Annotated in this window: 11 protein-coding genes; 9 read left to right on the forward strand and 2 right to left on the reverse strand. The window is 73.3% G+C overall.

Annotated features, from left to right (window positions below; translation table 11 throughout):
* Window positions 1-16: 16 nt before the first annotated feature.
* Both DMB66_RS24325 and DMB66_RS24330 read left to right on the forward strand, forming a co-directional pair.
* Window positions 17-3,034 (forward strand): glycoside hydrolase family 38 C-terminal domain-containing protein, encoded by a 3,018-nt coding sequence (locus tag DMB66_RS24325; RefSeq protein WP_125806426.1) that lies wholly within the window; start codon window positions 17-19, stop codon window positions 3,032-3,034.
* Window positions 3,031-6,150 carry a glycoside hydrolase family 2 TIM barrel-domain containing protein gene (locus DMB66_RS24330; RefSeq protein ID WP_125806427.1) on the forward strand — a complete coding sequence of 1,040 codons (3,120 nt, stop codon included), beginning with the start codon at window positions 3,031-3,033 and terminating at the stop codon, window positions 6,148-6,150. The genes DMB66_RS24325 and DMB66_RS24330 overlap by 4 nt, the downstream gene beginning before the upstream one ends.
* A gap of 547 nt (window positions 6,151-6,697) precedes the next feature.
* On the opposite strand, the gene DMB66_RS63995 is transcribed toward DMB66_RS24330, so the two are convergent.
* On the reverse strand, window positions 6,698-8,308 hold the full coding sequence (locus DMB66_RS63995; RefSeq protein ID WP_233624807.1) for an HNH endonuclease signature motif containing protein: 1,611 nt from the start codon (window positions 8,306-8,308) through the stop codon (window positions 6,698-6,700).
* A 108-nt stretch (window positions 8,309-8,416) separates the two neighbouring features.
* Between DMB66_RS63995 and DMB66_RS24340 the strand changes: the two genes are divergently transcribed.
* The 6 genes from DMB66_RS24340 (at window position 8,417) to DMB66_RS24370 (ending at window position 16,997) form a co-directional block, all read left to right on the forward strand.
* Entirely contained in the window at window positions 8,417-8,665 is a 249-nt protein-coding gene (locus DMB66_RS24340) for a hypothetical protein (RefSeq protein WP_125806428.1), read from the forward strand.
* 513 nt (window positions 8,666-9,178) lie between these two features.
* Window positions 9,179-10,783, forward strand: a complete 1,605-nt coding sequence (locus DMB66_RS24345; RefSeq protein ID WP_125806429.1) for a hypothetical protein — start codon at window positions 9,179-9,181, stop codon at window positions 10,781-10,783.
* Between the two features lie 17 nt (window positions 10,784-10,800).
* Window positions 10,801-11,919 (forward strand): helix-turn-helix transcriptional regulator, encoded by a 1,119-nt coding sequence (locus DMB66_RS24355; protein WP_125806431.1) that lies wholly within the window; start codon window positions 10,801-10,803, stop codon window positions 11,917-11,919.
* Between the two features lie 195 nt (window positions 11,920-12,114).
* Complete coding sequence (locus DMB66_RS24360) at window positions 12,115-13,587, forward strand: hypothetical protein (protein WP_125806432.1); 1,473 nt, start codon at window positions 12,115-12,117, stop codon at window positions 13,585-13,587.
* Between the two features lie 177 nt (window positions 13,588-13,764).
* Window positions 13,765-15,531, forward strand: a complete 1,767-nt coding sequence (locus DMB66_RS24365) for a dynamin family protein (RefSeq protein ID WP_125806447.1) — start codon at window positions 13,765-13,767, stop codon at window positions 15,529-15,531.
* Entirely contained in the window at window positions 15,528-16,997 is a 1,470-nt protein-coding gene (locus tag DMB66_RS24370; protein ID WP_125806433.1) for a dynamin family protein, read from the forward strand. The genes DMB66_RS24365 and DMB66_RS24370 overlap by 4 nt, the downstream gene beginning before the upstream one ends.
* A 29-nt stretch (window positions 16,998-17,026) precedes the next feature.
* On the opposite strand, the gene DMB66_RS24375 is transcribed toward DMB66_RS24370, so the two are convergent.
* Window positions 17,027-17,650 (reverse strand): hypothetical protein, encoded by a 624-nt coding sequence (locus tag DMB66_RS24375; RefSeq protein WP_125806434.1) that lies wholly within the window; start codon window positions 17,648-17,650, stop codon window positions 17,027-17,029.
* Between the two features lie 98 nt (window positions 17,651-17,748).
* Here DMB66_RS24375 and DMB66_RS24380 point away from each other — a divergent pair.
* On the forward strand, window positions 17,749-18,954 hold a 1,206-nt coding region (locus tag DMB66_RS24380), incomplete at its 3' end, for an Hsp70 family protein (protein ID WP_148112762.1).

Raw genomic sequence — 18,954 nt, forward strand, 5'->3', positions numbered from 1 at the left:
CTGAAGGGGTCGAAACATGCATGATGATCGTCGGCTGGTCGAGCAGCGCCTGGACCGGGTGCTCAAGCAGCGCGTGCTGCCGGCCATCCACGCCGAAAGCATCCCGCTCGACCTGACCGTGTGGCAGGTGCCCGGCGAGCCGGTACCGGTGGCCGAGGCGCTGGGCGCGGAGTACGAGCCGTTCAGCGTCGGGCAGCAGTGGGGCCGGCCGTGGGGCACGTGCTGGTTCCGGGCCACCGGCGTGGTCCCGGCGCACTGGGCCGGGCGGCGGGTGGAGGCCGTCTTCGACCTGGGCTGGGTCAGCGACTGGCCGGGCGGGCAGGCCGAGGGACTCGTCTACGACGTCGACGGGCACCCGATCAAGGGCATCGCGCCGCGCAACCAGCACCTCCCGATCACCCACCAGGGCCCGGTCGAGCTGCTGATCGAGGCGGCCGCCAACCCGGACATCCTGCACGACGGGTTCGTGCCCACCCCGCTCGGCGACCTGTCGACCGCCGGCGACGCCCCGCTGTACAAGCTGGCCCGGGCCGACCTCGCGGTGCTGGACGAGAACGTCTGGCACCTGCACCACGACCTGGAGGTGCTGCGCGAGCTGATGCTGGAGCTGGCCGAGACCGACCCGCGCCGGCACGAGATCCTGCGCGCCCTGGAACGCGCGCTCGACGCCCTCAGCCTCGACGACGTCTCCGGCACCGCCGAGGCCGCCCGCGAGCAACTCGTCGAGGTGCTGTCCCGGCCGGCGCACGCCAGCGCGCACACCATCAGCGCCGTCGGGCACGCCCACATCGACAGCGCCTGGCTGTGGCCGCTGCGCGAGACCGTCCGCAAGACGGCCCGCACCTTCGCCAACGTCACCGCGCTCGCCGAGGACTATCCCGAGTTCATCTTCGCGTGCTCGCAGGCCCAGCAGTACGCCTGGGTCAAGGAGCACAGCCCCGAGGTGTTCGGGCGCATCCACGCCGCCGTGAAGGCGGGCCAGTGGCAGCCGGTCGGCGGCATGTGGGTCGAGGCCGACGGCAACCTGCCCGGCGGGGAGGCGCTCGCCCGCCAGCTCGTGCACGGCAAGCGGTTCTTCCTGGACGAGTTCGGCGTCGACTGCCGCGGCGTGTGGCTGCCCGACTCGTTCGGCTACACCGCCGCCTACCCGCAGCTCGCCCGGCTCGCCGGGATGGAGTGGTTCCTCACCCAGAAGATCTCCTGGAACCAGACCAACAAGTTCCCGCACCACACCTTCTGGTGGGAGGGCATCGACGGCAGCCGGATCTTCACGCACTTCCCGCCCGCCGACACCTACAACGGGGAGTTCACCGGCGCCGAGCTCGCCCACGCCGTGCGCAACTACTCCGACAAGGGCGGCGGCACCCGGTCGCTGCTGCCGTTCGGGTTCGGCGACGGCGGCGGCGGACCCACCCGCGACATGCTCGAACGCGCCCGGCGGCTGCGGGACCTGGAAGGTTCGCCCCGGGTCACGATCGAGACGCCCGACGCCTTCTTCGCGGCCGCCCGCGCCGAATACCCGAACGCGCCGGTCTGGTCGGGCGAGCTCTACCTCGAACTGCACCGGGGCACCTTCACCACCCAGGCCCGCACCAAGTCGGGCAACCGGCGCAGCGAACACCTGCTGCGCGAGGCCGAGCTCGTCTGCACGGCGGCGGCCCTCGGCGCCGGGTTCGACTACCCGTACGAACGGCTCGACCGGCTGTGGAAGACCGTGCTGCTGCACCAGTTCCACGACATCCTGCCGGGCAGCTCGATCGCCTGGGTGCACCGCGAGGCCGAGGCCACCTACGCGCGGGTGGCCGGCGAGCTCGAAGCCGTCATCGACGAGGCGGCCGCGGCGCTGGCCGGCTCCGGCGACACGCCGTGGGTGTTCAACACCAGCCCGGTGGCACGCACGGAGGTCTTCGACGGCATGCTCATCCAGGCCGATCCGTCGTCCGCCGGGCCGCTGCGGCTGACCGCGCCGCCGGCCGGCAGCGAGGTCCTGGCCACCGAGCGCAGCCTGGACAACGGCCTGGTCCGGGTGGAGTTCGACGACGACGGGCTGATCAGCTCGATCCGGGACCTCACCGCCGGCCGCGAGGTGCTGGCGCCGGGCGCCCGGGGCAACCTGCTGCGCCTGCACGCTGACCTGCCGAACGAGTGGGACGCCTGGGACATCGACCGGCACTACCGGCACCAGTACGTCGACCTCACCCGGGCCGAGTCGGTCACGCTGGTCGAGCAGGCGCCGCTGAGCGGCGCGATCCGGGTCGAGCGGGCGTTCGGCGACTCCCGCATCGTGCAGACCATCCGGGTACGAGCGGGCAGCCGGCGCATCGACATCGAGACCGAGGTCGACTGGCACGAGACCGAGAAGCTGCTCAAGGCGACGTTCCCGCTCGACGTGCACGCCGAGCGCACCGCGGCCGAGATCCAGTTCGGGCACGTCTTCCGGCCCACCCACACCAACACGAGCTGGGAGGCCGCCCGCTTCGAGGTCTACTGCCACCGCTGGGTGCACGCGGCCGAGCACGGCTACGGGGTGGCGCTGATCAACGACGCGACCTACGGGCACGACGTGAGCCGCGAGGGCGGGGTCACCACTGTGCGGCTGAGCCTGCTGCGGGCGCCCCGCTCCCCCGACCCGCACGCCGACCAGGGCACCCACCGGATGACGTACGCAATCGTCCCCGGCGCGGACATCGCCGACGCCGTCGCGGAGGGCTACGCGCTGAACCTGCCGTTGCGGGTCCGTCCCGGCGGCGGCGCGGGCGAGGCCCGGTCGCTGGTCGACGTCGAGGGCGCTACCGTCGAGGCCGTGAAGCTAGCTGATGATCGTTCCGGCGACGTGATCGTCCGGGCGTACGAGTCACTCGGCGGCCGGGCCCGGGCCCGGTTGCGCACCTCGTTCCCGCTCGCCGACGTCGAGGTGGTCGACCTGCTCGAACGCCCGCTCGCCGGCGTCCACCTGGCGCTCGACGCCGACGGATCCGTGGCGCTGGACCTGCATCCGTTCGAGGTGCTCACCCTGCGGCTGCGGCGCTCATGACGATTCCGATCTGGCGCAACCCGGAGGTCACCGGGTGGGGCCGGCTGCCGATGCACGCCCTGACCCACGCCGACCGGCTCGACCTGGACGGCACCTGGCGGTTCCAGCTCCTCGGCGACCCCGAGGCGGCGCCCGCCGACCGGTGGGACGCCATCGAGGTGCCGGGCTGCTGGACCCTGCAGGACGTCGGCGGGCTGCGCGAAGTCCAGGACCGCCCGCAGTACACCAACGTCCAGATGCCCTGGCCGGAGCCGCCGCCGCACCTGCCGGCGGCGAACCCGACGGGCGTCTACGAGCGCGACGTCGACGTGCCGGCCGAGTGGGCCGGCCGGCGGATCGTGCTGCACGTGGGCGCGGCCGAGAGCGTGCTGCTGGTCAACGTGGACGGCGTCGACGTGGGCGGGGGCAAGGACTCCCACCTGGCCGGCGAGTTCGACCTCACCGGCGTGCTCCGGGCCGGCGAGCGGGCGAGGCTGCGGCTCACCGTGGTCAAGTGGTCCGACGCGACCTACGTCGAGGACCAGGACCAGTGGTGGCACGCGGGCATCACCCGGTCCGTCTTCCTGTACGCGACACCGCGGCTGCACCTCGCCGACGTCAAGGTCCGCGCCGACGTCACCGGCGAGCTGTCGGTGGACGTACACGTGGCATCCGCGGACGGCGCGCTGCCCGACGGCTGGCGGGCGACCGCCCGGCTCGGGGATCTCGAGCTCGCGCCCGACGCGGAGTTCGTGGCCCACCAGATCGCGACCGACCGCGTCTCCACCTGGGCCGGGCACTCCCGGTTGGCCGGCGTCGTGCCGGACGTGCGGCCGTGGACGGCCGAAACCCCGCACCTGTACGACCTGACGGTGCGCCTGTGGCACCCGGACGGTCAGGTCGCCGAGGAGACCCGGCTGCGGATCGGCTTCCGGCGCATCGAGATCGCCGGCGCCGACCTGCTGTGCAACGGCGCCCGGGTGTTCATCCGCGGGGTCAACCGGCACGACTTCCACCCGCTGACCGGGCGGGTGCTGTCCGCCGCGGACCTGCGCGCCGACCTGGTCACGATGAAACGCTTCGGATTCAACGCGGTCCGCACCTCGCACTACCCGAACGACCCGGCGCTGCTCGACCTCGCCGACGAACTCGGGCTGTACGTGGTCGACGAGGCGAACATCGAGTGCCACGCCTACGGCACCGAGATCGCCAACGACCCGCGGTACACCTCGGCCTTCCTCGACCGGGTGTCGCGCATGGTGCGCCGGGACGCCAACCATCCCAGCGTCATCATCTGGTCGCTGGGCAACGAGAGCGACTACGGCCCCAACCACGACGCGGCGGCGGGCTGGCTGCGCCGCTACGACCCGACCCGGCCCATCCAGTACGAGGGCGCCATCAAGGACGACTGGGAGGCCGGCCAAGCGGCCAGCGACGTCCTCTGCCCGATGTACCCGTCGCTGGACCGGATCGTGGCGCACGCCCGCTCCGGGCGGCAGACCCGGCCGCTGATCATGTGCGAGTATTCGCACGCGATGGGCAACAGCAACGGCACCCTCGCCGAGCACTGGGCGGCCATCGAGAGCACCCCGGGCCTGCAGGGCGGCTTCATCTGGGAGTTCTGGGACCACGGCCTGCTGCAGCGCGTCGATCCGGACGCCGGCGAGCCCGGCTGGTCGGCCGGGGTGGCCGCGCCCGGCTACCGATGGGCCTACGGCGGCGACTTCGGCGACGAACCGAACGACGGCACCTTCTGCGCCGACGGCCTGGTGTTCCCGGACCGCACCCCGAAACCGGCGATGTACGAGCACCGCGAACTCGCCGCCCCGGTGCGCCTCGAGCACGCCGACGGGGTGTTCACCATCCACAATCGACAGCACTTCCGGGGCCTGGACTGGCTGACCGCCCGGTGGTCGGTCAGCGGCCCTGGCCCTGGCCCTGGCCCTGGCCCTGTCTCCGGCTCTGTCTCCGGCTCTGTCTCCGGCTCTGTCTCCGGCTCTGTCTCCGGCTCTGTCTCCGGCTCCGGCTCCGGCTCCGGCTCCGGCTCCGGCTCCGGCTCCGGCTCCGGCTCCGGCTCCGGCTCCGGCTCCGGCTCCGGCTCCGGCTCCGGCTCCGGCTCCGGCGAGGATGTGCCCGTGGTGCTGCCGGACGTACCGCCGGGCGGTTCTGCCCCCATGCCGGTGCCGGCCGATCTGCTCGCGAAGCTGCCCGAGGGCGAGGTCTGGCTGACCCTCCGGGTCAACACGGCGCACGACCAGAACTGGGCGGAAGCCGGCACCGAGGTCTGCGCCCCGCAGGTGCGGCTGCGGGCGGAATCCCGCGACCTGGCCACCCGCGCGGACCTCCGTGGCGCCGGGGTGCGGGTCGGCCTCGACGAAGACGGCCTGCTGATCCACCCGTCGCTGACCCGGCCGCCGACGCTCAGCCTGTGGCGCGCCCCGACCGACAACGATCGTTCCGGCTGGCGATCGGCGACCGACTACGAAGGCGGCAGCATCGCCGACGCGTGGGCCGTGCTGGCCGCCCCGCCGCGCCGGCTGATCGGCATCCAGCGCGACGGCGACCAGGTCACGGTCCAGGCCCGGTACGGCGAAGCGATCGACCACGAACAGGTGATCACCCCGTTCGACGGCGCGTTGCTGATCGAGGAGACCGTCCGGGTGCCGGCCACGTTCGCCGACCTGCCCCGGATCGGAACCGTCTTCGAAACGGTGGCGGGCTTCGACGACGTGGAGTGGTTCGGCCCCGGGCCGTGGGAGTGCTACCCGGACCGGCACGCGGGCGCACGGGTCGACCGGCACGCCACGATGGTCGACGCGATGTTCACGCCGTACGTGCGGCCCCAGGAGAGCGGCGGCCGGCACGGGGTGCGCTGGTTCACGCTCACCGGGCCGGCCGGGCGGATCGGCGTGCACGTGGACACGGACCGTCGCCAGTTCAGCGTGGGCCGGTACCGCGCGGAGGACCTCGACGCGGCCCGGCACCACAACGAACTGGTGCCGCGGGCCGGCTGCGTGGTCCACATCGACGCCGTGCACCGCGGCCTGGGCACGGCCTCCTGCGGACCGGACACCCTGCCGGAATACCTGATCGGCGCCGGCACGTACACCTGGTCGTGGGTGCTGTCGACGAACTGAGCGAGGTTGCCTCAGCTGGCGCCCGTCGAGCGTGACGGGCGCCAACCGCGCGGGGCGCCCGTCGTGGGTGACGGACGGCAGCGCGCCTTCCGCCCGTCGAGCGTGACGACGCCACCGTGTCGGCCGGGCGCCGCTCAGGCGATGCCGCGGCTGGGAACCCAGGGACCTGCGGTCTGATCAAGACCGACAGCCGCCAGGCGCGACGTTGACATCCCGCTTGCCCTGGCCGGAGTTCGAAAGGGTGAGCGGTGTCGGCGTCGTCGTCCTGACAGTGGGGACCGTCCTGATCAGTGCGGTCGGCGGGTGAGGTCGCGGGTAGCTCTGCTGATGAGGTGTTGATCGGGGGCCGGGTTTCGTTGACGGTCGATCCGATCAGCCTCTGCCGGTCGGCTGGGGCGTTCTGGTCGGCTCGGTCATGGTTGTCGCTTCGGTTGCGACTGTCGGCGGCGCGGATTGTCAGGACGACGAAGGCTGCCCTCTCTCGGAGCATGACGCGGTGCCCGGAGTGCTCCCGGGGCCGTTGCGGTGTGGCTCGGTGGGTATGCGTCTATTGGCGGCGGTGGTAGGTGTTGCGTTGGGGTCGGCGTTCGAGGTCGATGGTGGCCGGTGGGAGGAACTCGGGGTGGCCGTCGGGGCCAAGGCGGGCTTGCCAGCCGCTGCCGTTGTGCAGGAGCCGGTGGTGTCGGCGGCAGACGAGGCAGGCATTGCTGAGGTCGGTGGTGCCGCCGTCAGCCCACGCTGTCAGGTGGTGGCCTTCGGACCAGCGGGCGGGTCTATCGCACCCTGGGAAGGCGCAACCGCGGTCGCGCAGGATCAGGGCCCGGCGGAGCGGGCCGGTGAACAATCGTCGGGTGCGGCCGAGGTCGAGGACTTGACTGTCGCCGCCGAGGACGGCGGGCAGGATGCGGGCGTCGCAGGCGTAGCGTCGGGCTTCGGCGGGGCTGATCGGGGCTCCGGTGTCCAGCCAGCCCACCCCGCTGCCGGCGTTGGTGCCGGCAGGGTCGCAGGTGCCGGCGCTAGCGCCAGTCTGAGGAGCCTGGTCTCGGTTCTGACCGCCAGCGGCGGCGACACTGGTGGCGGCGGCGACACTGGTGGCGGCTGGCTCGCTGTTCGCTGGCGCACCGTCGGCCGGAGACCTACGCGTCGCCTCGCGCTGCCGTGCCGTCCGGCTCCGCCCGGCTGTCTGGGACTGCCCGCCTGGCCGGGATCGCTCGGCCGGCTGGGACTGCCCGGCTGGCCGGGACCCCCCGGCGGATCGGCGCTGGTCGGCGGATCGGCGCTGGTCGGCGGATCGGCGCTGGTCGGCGGATCGGCGCTGGTCGGCGGATCGGCACTGGTCGGTCAGTGTGGTGAACGGGACCGTGACCACCACCTGAGCCGGATCACCGCCTTGACCCGGCAGATCCGACCCGTCCCGCAGCGCACCGGTACACACATCCACCAACGCGTCCGCCCGCCGTTGCGCCGGAGTCCGCACCTCCGCCGGGTCATGCCGGGGGTGGCAGAGCGGGTCAAGGGCAGCGGTGACGGTGGCAGCACCGCTGGTGTCGAGGTAGCCGCTGAGCCGGACCTGACCGTTCCCCAGCGGGCTGAGGGTGAACCCGCGCTTGTGGTGTGCTCGGGCTTCCTGGCGGGCCAGGACATCGGCTTCACGCTGCTCGGCGACCTCGGGGGCGACATGATCCAGGATCCGCCCACCCAACCGGCCCAAGGTCACCGAGTCGAAATCGTCAGCCCAGTCGACCAACATGCCCTCGGCCTTGTCGGTGATCTCCCGGCCGATATCGGCCGGCAGGTCTGCGAGCGTGCCAGCGATGGCCGCGGCTTGTTCGGCGGAGACAGTGCCGGTGCAGACGGCGGTGTCCAGAACCGGCCGCCCATTCAGGGCTGCGGCGAGGGTGACCAACCGCGCCGCCGTGCCAGGGCTGAGCCGCAGGTATCGGCGTAGCCATACCACCGTGCTGGTCGCGGCGTGGGCCTTCGGCAGACCCTGCGCTTGCGCCTGCCCGATCAGATGCGCGACCACTGCGGTGAGCTGCTGCACCGCAGCCCAGGCCTGCTGCAGGCACTCGACCAACTCGCCGTCCGGGACGGCCCAGGCGGGGGCTGCGGCGCACGCGGCGGCCGCGCGGCGGGTCTCAGAGATCAGTTCCAGCACCCGACCAATTTAGAACAGGCGTACGACAGAACGAGGGGTCTGTGGATAACTCCGTGCCACCCGGCATCCTCGACGCAGTGTCGTAGCGTCTACGCCATCCTGCTGGACATGACCGCCCCGGACTCGATGCGACGGCGGTCGGTCACCGTCGACCAGACAGTGATCCGGTCGGCAGGAACCGCGGGGATGCCAGATCTGTCGTTCCTGGTCGACGCCGCGCCCACGCAGGCGTTCGCCGGCGCCGGCGCCTTCCTGGTGGATTCCTCCGTGGCCGCGCGGACCGGGCGTCAGTTCGCCGAAGCTGCGGGCCGCAGGCTGACGGGTGCGGGTGGTCGACGGTCTGGCAGGTACGGGTAGCTGGCAGCGCCGCCGCTACGGGGTAACCGAGCCGGGTCTCGTGACCGGCATGGCTCACCCCGCACGGTGGGCGCCGACGAGCTGTCGCTCACCGACCGCTGCCAGCGTCCACGTCGCCTGTTCGGTGCCGAGAAGGTGCAAGAGGAGGTGCAAGAGGAGGTGCCGAGAAGGTGCAAGAGGAGGTGCCGAGAAGGTGCAAGAGGAGGTGCCGAGCAAGTCCGAGCATGTACCGATGACGTTCTCCAGCGGGATGCCGATGACCTCGAAGACACAGCGATGCCCAGCCTCAATCCCCGGCCCGCGGCGCTCGTCTAGGAACGTCCGGCCGCGCCAGGCGACGCTCGGCTCGACGCGACCGCCGCTGCGCGGGGAACGCCAGCGGCCGGCGGCGACCCGATGCACGATCGAGTCGGGTGGTCGCTGTCCCGGCGACCTGGCGCGTAGTGTCGCCGGCATGGGACACGCCGGCGACCTGGCGCCTGCGGCGCCGCGTCAGAAGAGCGGTAGCTGAGCGTGACCGCAGTGGTCGGCGTGGACGGTGCCGGGCGTACCCATCGGCTTCGCCAGCTCGCCGCGGCGGCCACCGCGCCGGTGTGGTGGCTCGCCGGGCCTTCCTCCGGCGTGACCGCGGGCCTGGCCGCCGCGCGGGCCGAGAACCGGCTGGTCATCGTGGACGACGCCCATCGGCTCGACCCGGCGGCGCTGCGGGAGTTGGCCGCCGCCGCCCGGGACGGCGTACCGATGGTGATCTCCCGCCGGCCGACGATCGACCGGCCCGAGCTATCCGAGCTGGACGAGGCCGTCGCCGCGGGCGGGGTGGAGCTGCTCGGCCCGCTCGACCGCGACGGGGTGGCGCGGCTGGTGGCCACGGTGACCGGCCGGCCGGTGTCGCCGGAGGACGCCGCCGCCGTCTTCGAGGCATCGGCCGGGCTGGCCGCGGTCGCCACCGCGGTGGCCACCGCACCGCCGGACGCGCCGGCGCCGGCCCTCCTGGCCCGGGTGCAGCGGCGCTTCGCCGTGCTGGATCGCGCCGTCGTCGCGGCCGCGCGGGTGCTCGCGCTGCGGCTCGACCTGGCCGACCACGTGCTCGCCGCCGCGGCCGGCATCGAGCTGGCCGGCCTGGCGCCGGCGCTGCGTTCGCTGCGCGACGAGGGCCTGCTCGTCCCGGACGGCGAGCGGATGATCCCGGCGGTGGCGGCGGCGGTGCTGGGTGAGCTGCCCGCGGTCGAGCGGCGGCGGATCCACGACGCGGTCGCCGGTTCGCTCATCGCCGCCGGGACCGATCCCGTCGCCGCGGCCGGCCAGCTGCGCGCGGCCAGGGCCGGCACGCCGGCCGCAGCCGCCGTCTACCGGGCGGCGGGCGAGCGGCTGCGGTTCTCCGACCCGGCCGCCGCGGTCAGCTGGTTCGACGACGCCGCGGACGCCGGCGGCCACCCGGCCACCCTGGCGGCGGGCCGGGCCGAGGCGGGCGCGCTGCTCGGGCTCGCGGTCGACGTGGACCAGTTCGCCACCGGGCTTCCAGCGGGCGCGGCGGCCGACGCCGACCGGATCGCCATCGGGCACCCGGCGGGCACGCCGGCCGACGCCGGCCAGTTCACCACCAGGCACCCGGCAGACAAGCCAGCAGACGCCGACCAGTTCACCACCAGGCACCCGGCAGACAAGCCAGCAGACGCCGACCAGTTCACCACCAGGCACCCAGCAGAAATCGGCCACTTCACCACCAAGCGCCCAGCAGACACGCCAGCAGACACCGACCAGTTCACCACCAGGCACCCAGCAGAAACCGGCCACTTCACCACCAGGCACCCAGCAGACACGCCAGCAGACACCGGCCACTTCACCACCGGGCACCCGGCAAACGCGCCGGCAGACGCCGACCGGATCGCCCTGGTCGCCGGTGCGGTCGCCGCCCACCAGGGCTGGGCGGCGCGGGCGGCCGAGCTGCTGCTGGCCGCCGTCGCGCCCGGGCCGGTGCTCGCCGTGCCCGCGTTGATCGGCGTCGGCCGGGCCAAGGAGGCGCGGGCGGCCGCCGGTGACCCGGCGCCGGCGGCGCTGCTGCGGTTCGCGGAGGGGCGCTGGCGGCCGGCGAGCCCGCGGCCGCGCTGCCCCTGCTGATCGAGGCGGCCGAGGCGATGGAACGCGGCGCGCCGGCGGTCGTCCTGCCGGACACCCCGCACGCGGTCGGCGCCGTGGTCGCGGTCGCCGCGGGTGACGTGGCGTCCGCCGAGCACCTGCTCGCCCGGGCGTGCGCCGCCCGGGTCGGTGGCCCGGTGGCCGAGGAGCGGCACCGGTTGCTGCTGGCCTGGGTACGGATGCGGACCGGGCGCTACGACACCGCCCTGCGCGAGCTGCGGCGCCCGGCAGGTGCGGAGCCGCCGGGCCGCGAGCGGCTGCTGCGGGCCGTGCTGGCGGCGGGCATCGCCCGGCGGCGGGGTGACATCGCCGGGCTCCGCGACGCCTGGTCCGGTATCGAGCCGCTGCTGGCCCGCCGGACGGCCGACCTGTGGCAGGTGGAGGCGGTCGAGGAGCTGGCGGTGGCCGCCGCCCGGCTGCGCCAGCCCGGCCGGGTCTCCTCGGTGCTCGACCTGCTGGAGGGGATCGTCGCGCGGCTGGACCGGCCGGCCACCTGGTCGGTGTCGCTCGGTTGGATCCGGCTGCACATGGCGATCGTGACCGATGACGCGGACGCCGCGGCCGAGGTGGCCGGGCGGCTGGCCGCGGTGGTGGGCGGCGGGGCCCGGGCGCTCGCGCAGCGCACGGCGGCGGCGCGATGGGCGGCGGTGCTGGCCGGGGACGTGGCCCCCGAGGCGGTGCTGGCGGCGACCGAGGATCTGCACGCCGCGCAGCTGCCGTGGGAGGCATCCCGGCTGGCGGGGCAGGCGGCGATCCGTACCGGTGATCCCACGGCGGCCCGCCGGTTGCTGGAACGGGCCCGGGAGCTGTCCGAGCCGGACGCCGCCGGCGCCGCTGCCACCAGCGCGGGGTCCGGAGCCGCCACCGGCGCGGAGGCCGGGGCCGGCGGGCCCGCGGACCGGGCCGGCCGGCTGTCCGACCGGGCCGGTGGTCTGTCCGAGCGCGAGGTGACCGTGGCCCGGTTGGTGCTGGCCGGCAGCACCCACCGGGAGATCGGCGCCCAGCTCTACATCTCGCCCAAGACGGTCGAGCACCATGTGGCCCGGATCCGCAGCAAGCTGGGCGCGAACACCCGCGCCGAGCTGCTGGCGATGCTGCGCGAGATGCTCGGCGACTGACCCCTCACCTCGGCAGAGTTGGATATGCGACACGACAGCACCCCCTGATGCCCCGCTGAGGACGATGGGCAGCGGATCCCCTAGTCGTGCCCCTACACCACGGGGGACACCCCGATGCCCGGACGTGCCGGTCGGCAGCACGCTGGTGACGTGTCCGGGTGCAGAAGCGGGACGCATGCCAAGGAGGAGAAAATCATGACCACGAACGCTACCGATGTACTGATGGACTTCGTGTCCAACCTGCTGACGGACCGGGAGTTCGCCGGCCGGTACGCCGAGGACCCGACCGGGACCCTGGCCGCCCAGGGCGTGACCGACGTCGACCTGTCCGCGGTGGATGTGCCCGCGGTCGTCAGCGAGGCCGCCGAGGGACCGGGTGTCTCGGACGAGGCGCGCACCGCGTTGGAGAGCTACACCAGCGGTGGCTCGAGCGGCGGCTCGAGCGGCAGCGCGGCGAGCGGGTCCGGCGGCGGAGCAGGCGGCGTGGTGCCGCCGGCGTCGACCGCGGCGACCGGCACGCAGTCGGTCGAGCACGTCGTGCAGCACCTCAACTACGTCACCTTCGCCACGTACGAGGGCGACGACTTCATCACCCAGAACCTCGACCTCGAATTCACCAGCATCACCGACAACAGCCTCGACGTGGACGTGGACGGCAACGTCTTCGGCGACATCGACGCGACCAACGTCAACGCCTCCGGCGACGGCTCGGTGGCCAACGCCGGCGACGGCGACGTCAACGCCGCGACCGGCGACGGCTCCGTGGCCGGCTCCGGCGACGTGAACGCGGCGACCGGCGCCGGCTCGGTGGCCAGCTCCGGCGACGGCGACGTCAACGCGGTGACCGGCGACAACTCCCAGCTCGTCGAGGACGTGAACGTGGCCAGCGGCGACGGCGCGCTGGTCGTCGACGGGGACAACTCGGGCCTGGCGAACACCGGCGAGGACGCGCTGCTGCTCGACGGGGACAACTTCGGTCAGGCGAACACCGGCGACGGTGCCGTGCAGGCCGGCGACGACATCTCCGGCACGGTCAACACCGGCGTCAACACCGGCGTCGTGGCCGACGACGTCGACAACGCCGTGATCGGCGACGACAACTTCGTGGCCGACGACGTCGACAACGCGGTCGTCGGCGACGGCAACCAGGCGGTCGTCGGCGACGCCAACCAGGCGGTCATCGGCGACGGCAACCAGACCGCGCAGGTCGGCGGCGACGCGGACGAGTCGGTGTTCAACTTCGGCGGCGGCGACGTGGCCAATCTGCCGGACGCCGAGATCACCGACAGCGCGGTCGCCTTCGGTGGCGGGAACGCCGCCAACGCCTCGAACAACAGCGCCGGCGACGGTTCGGCGATCTCCGCCGGCGGCAACGCCAGCGGCAGCTTCCAGGACAACGACACGACTGTCGTCAACGACAACGACACGAACATCAGCGACAACGACACCACCGTGAACGACAACGACACGACCGTCAACGACAATGACACCTCGATCAGTGACGACGACACGACCGTGACGACCATCTCCGACGACGACACCGAGATCAACGACAACGACACGAACATCAGCGACAACGACACCAATGTCACCGACACGGATATCACGAACACCTCGGACGACGACAGCATCGTCAGCGGTGACGACACCACCATCGTCGCCGGCTAGCCATGCGATCCCTGGTCACGGCCGCGGGCCGGGCGGGCCACCCGGCCCGGACCTGCCCGCTGCCGTGCGTGGTACCCGCCGGTGTGAGCCCAGAAGGGAGGATCCGTGACCGAGGCCGCCGCCGCCCCCGCCACCGTCCCCACCACTGCCCCCGGCGTCGCCGCGAAGGCGGTCGCCATGGTGGACCTGGGCCTGCGCGCCTGTACGGCGTACGACCGGCCGGACACCGCCGCCAGGCTGACGGCCGCCAGGCGCGCCCTGGCCGACCCCGTGCTGCACATCGTGGTGGCGGGCGAGTTCAAGCAGGGTAAGAGTTCCCTGGTCAACGCCCTGGTCGGGGCGACCGTCTGCCCGGTCGACGACGACGTGGCCACGGCCGTGCCGACGTACGTGCGGCACGGCGCGCAGCCCGAGGCCAGCGTGCTGTTCGAGGCGGAGCCACCGCGCCGCGAGACCATCCCGCTGGCGGACGTACGCCGGTATGTGGTGGAGCGCGGCGAGCCGCACGCCCGGGCCGACGGCGCCCGGCTGACCGGTGTGGAGGTCCGGATCCCGCGGAAGATCCTCGCCGGCGGCCTGGTCCTGGTGGACACGCCGGGCGTGGGCGGGCTGGGCTCGCCGCACGCCGCCGCCAGCCTGGCCGCCGTGTCGATGGCCGACGCGGTGATCTTCGTGACCGGCGCCGCGCAGGAGCTCACCCGCAGCGAGGTCGAGTTCCTGCGCCGGGCACGCCGGCTGTGCCCGACGGTGGCCTGCGTCATCACCAAGACCGACTTCTATCCGGCGTGGCGCCGGATCCAGGAGCTCAACGAGCAGCACCTCGCCACGCACTGCCCGGTGCCGCTGATGTCGGTGTCGTCGCCGCTGCGCTCCCGCGCGGTCAAGGCCAACGACACCGCCCTGAACGCCGAGTCGGGCTTCACCCACCTGGTCAAGTTCATCACCGACCAGATCGGCGGCTCCGCGGTCGATCGGCTGGCGGCCGAGGCGGTCGCGGAGGTGGTCGCCCTGTGCGACCAGCTCGACGACCATTTCCAGGCCGAACGCGCGGCCCTGGCCGATCCCGAGGCCGCCAAGCGGGTCGTCCAGGAACTGACCGCGGTGAAGTCCCGCGTCGAGGCCCTCAAGACCACGGCGGCGAAGTGGAACCAGACCCTCAACGACGGGGTCACCGACCTCACCGCCGACGTCGACCATGACCTGCGGGCCCGGGTCCGCGTGGTGATCGCCGAGGCGGACGGCGCGATCGAGGCGACCGACCCGGCCGACACCTGGGCGGAGATGGAGCCCTGGCTCCAGTCCCGGATGGCCAGCGAGCTGCTGGCCAACTACGAGCTGCTGAGCGAGCGGGCCAGCGAGCTGAGCGAGCGGGTGGGCAACCACTTCCACGAGGCCGCGACCTCGTTGCTGAGCCGGCCGACGGTGCACAACCCCGCCCCGCTGGCCGCCGTCACCGATTTCGAACACAAGATCGACCTGAAGAAGATGCGGGTGACCAAGCAGGCGATGGTCGCATTGAAGAACGCGTACGGCGGGGCCCTCATGTTCGTCATCCTCGGCAGCCTGGTCGGCGTCTCGCTGGGCCCGATCGGCATCGGCATCGGCCTGGTGATGGGGCATCGCGGCCTGCGCGAGGAGAAGAAACGCCAGGTCCAACGGAGACGGGCGGAGGCGCGCAACGCGATCCGCCGCTACTGCGACGAGGTCAGCTTCGTGGCGAGCAAGGACTCGCGCGACACGCTGCGCCGGGTGCAGCGGCAGCTCCGCGACCACTACAGCGGCCTCGCCGAGGAGCTCAACCGGTCCAACGCGCAGGCGCTGGCCAGCGCCTCCGAGGCGGCGAAGCGAACCCAGTCCGATCGGGACAAGCGGCTCAAGGACGTCGACTCCGAACTGGTCCGGGTGCGCCAGCTCCGGCAGCGCGCGCAGGCGGTGTCCGGATGACCCTGATCGACCGCACCCGGACCGTCCTCACCCAGGCCATCGCGGTGTACCGGGGCTCCGAGCACGACCGCCGGCTCACCGCCGTGCGCGACCGCCTCGACGAGCCGCTGCGGGTGGCCGTCGCCGGGCGGGTGAAGGCCGGCAAGTCCACTCTGCTCAACGCCCTCGTCGGGGAGCGGCTGGCGCCGACCGACGCGGGCGAGTGCACCCGCGTGGTGACCTGGTATCAGGACGGGCACAGCTATCAGGTGCTGGCCGTGCCGAAGCAGGGCGAGCCACGCCAGCTCCGGTTCACCCGCGACGACGGCGTCATCGACATCGATCTCGGCGGGCTGAGCTCCGCGGAGGTCGCCCAGCTCGTGGTGACCTGGCCCGCCCGGGCGCTGCGCACGGTCACCCTGATCGACACGCCGGGCATCGGCTCGCTGACGGAGCAGAACGCGCAGCACACCTGGGGCCTGCTCGTCCCGGACGACGAGGAGACGCCCGCCGACGCGGTCGTCTACCTGCTGCGGCACCTGCACGCCAACGACATCGAGTTCCTGCGGGCGTTCCACGACACCGAGGTGTCCCGGCCGAGCCCGGTGAACGCGATCGGCGTGCTCTCCCGCGCCGACGAGATCGGCGTCGGCCGGATCGACTCGATGGCCTCGGCGCGCCGGATCGCCACCCGGCTGGGCACCGACGCCAACGTCCGGCGGCTGGTGCAGTCCGTCGTACCGGTGGCCGGCCTGCTGGCCGAGACCGCCGTGACGCTGACCGAGGTCGAGGTCGGCCAGCTCCGGCGGGTCGCCGACCTGCCGGTCCGGCAGGCCGAGGAGCTGCTGCTGTCGGCCGACCGGTTCGCACAGACCATGCCCGAGCTGGGACTCACCTCCATCGAGCGCGAGGCGCTGCTGGCCCGGTTCGGCGTTTTCGGGGTACGGCTGGCCAGCACGCTGCTGCGCCGGGAGGTCGCCGGCACCGCCACCGAGCTGTCCCGGGAGCTGGCCGACCGCAGCGGGCTCAACAACCTGCGGGAGATCATCGAGTCGCTGTTCTTCGAGCGGCGTGACGTGCTCAAGAGCCGGTCGGCGCTGCTCGCCCTGGCCGAGATCACCCGTAGCTGCGCTCGGCCGGGCAGCGCGGCGGTGGCCGCCGGCGTGGAGGAGATCATGGCCTCGGCGCACCCGTTCAACGAACTGCGCGTGCTCTCCAGCCTGCGGGCCGGCTGGATCAGCGGCAAGCCGGATGTGGTGGCCGAGCTGGAACAGCTGATCGGCGGTTCGGGCAGCTCGACCAGCCAGCGGCTGCGGCTCCCCCCGGACGCCGCGGACACCGAGCTGGCGGCCACCGCCGAGCAGGCACTGGCCCGCTGGCAGCGCCGCGCGGAGAACCCCATGACCAGCTACGAGATGACCGTGGCCGCCCGGGTGGCCGTGCGGTCCTGCGAGGGCATGCTCGCCGTGCTGGGGCGGTCGCGATGAGGCGCCCGCCCCGGTCGGCCCGGCGGCTCTCAGCCCAGCGGCTCGCCGTCCGGCCCCGGCTCGTCCTCGGTGGCCGGCTCGCCGGCCTCCTCGGCGGCCACCCAGACCGCCATGTCCCCGCTCTCTCCGAGGTCGCCCTGGTCCGCCGGGATGTCCTCGACTCCACCGGGGCCTTCCACTCCGGCGCCGACGAGGTCCTCGGCGCCGGGGCCTTCCGGACCGGCGCCGGCGTCGACCGCGGGCACCAGCTCGGCGCCCGTACCGAAGTCCAGGCCGAAACCCGGGTCCGGGCCGAGGTCGGTGGCGTCGTCGAGCTCGTCGGGCGACGGCGCGAGGTAGTCGATGTCGGCCGGCTCGTCGGCCAGGCCGGGACCGGCCGGGGCCGTGCCCAGCAGGTCGAGCCAGCCGGCCGGCGGCTCGTCGCCGGCCGGCTCGCCGGCACCGACCACGCTGTGCGCCGTCACGTACGGCGCCAGGTGCTCGGCCACCTCGGCCGGTGCGGTCTCCGCGTAGCTGACCACCGCCTCGGCGACGAGGTGGTCCGGCAGCCCGGGGTGGCCCTGGTCGCGCAGCAGCGCTTCCGGGTCACCGGCGGCGGCGCCGTTGCCAGTGAGGTCGGCGAACACGTCGCGGAGGGGGCGGGCGGAGTCCATGTCCCTACCTTAGGAGCACCTCGCGCCGGTCCGTCTCGGGGAAACCCCCCGCCCCTCCCCCATTCCCTCCGTCGACCACTACCCATGGAGCAATCGCGATGTACGCACTCGGCATAGATCTGGGCACCACCTTCACCGCCGCGGCGACCTGGCGTAACGGGCACGCCGAGATCGTCTCGCTCGGCAGCCGGAACGCCGCCATCCCGTCGGTGGTGCTGCTGCGCGAGGACGAGACCTTCCTGACCGGCGAGGCCGCGAACCGCCGCGGGCTGACCGAACCGCACCGGGTCGCCCGGGAGTTCAAGCGCCGCATGGGCGACACCACACCGATCCTGCTCGGCGGCGTGCCCCAGTCGGCCGAGGCGCTCGTGTCCCGCCTGCTGCGCTCCGTCGTCGACGAGGTGGTCAGCCGGGAGGGCGGCGCCCCGTCGGCGATCTGCGTGTCCTACCCGGCGAACTGGGGCCCGTACAAGACCGACCTGATGCACCAGGCCGTGCGGATGGCCGACCTCAGCGGTCCGGTCACCTACACGACCGAGCCGGAGGCGGCCGCGGTCAGCTACGCGCAGCAGCAGCGCATCGAGCCCGGCGCCATCGTCGCCGTGTACGACCTGGGCGGCGGGACCTTCGACGCCGCGGTGCTGCGCAAGGCCGACATCGGCTTCGACATCCTCGGGCAGCCGGAGGGCATCGAACGCCTCGGCGGCATCGACTTCGACGCCGCCGTGTTCAATCATGTCCGGGAGACCCTCGGCGGCAAGCTGGAGGAGCTCGACGAGGACGACCCCGCCGCGGTCGCCGCGGTCGCCCGGCTGCGCGAGGAATGCGTCCAGGCCAAGGAGGCGCTGTCGTCGGACACCGACACGTCGATCCCGGTGCTGCTGCCGACCATCGTCACCGAGGTCCGGCTCACCCGCTCCGAGCTGGAGGCCATGGTCCGCCCGGTGCTGTACGGCTCCGTCGAGGCCCTGACGCGCGCGCTCCGGTCCGCCGGTTGTTCGCCGGAGGTGCTGCACTCCGTCCTGCTGGTCGGCGGCTCGTCCCGGATGCCGATCGTCTCCCAGCTGGTGAGCTCGGAGTTCGGCCGGCCGGTAGCGGTGGACACGCACCCGAAGCACGCGGTGGCGCTCGGCGCGGCGTGGCTGGCGAGCGGTGCCCTGGCACAGCCCGTGAACACCGGCACGGTCACCGGCCGCGCCGCGGCCCCGGGCGCGGTGGCCGCGACCCAGTCCGCCCCGGCCACCGCGCCGGCGGCACCGACCACGCCGGGCCCGGCAGCGGCGGCCGGCGCGGGCCTGGCAGCC

Source organism: Actinoplanes sp. ATCC 53533, from assembly GCF_003947245.1.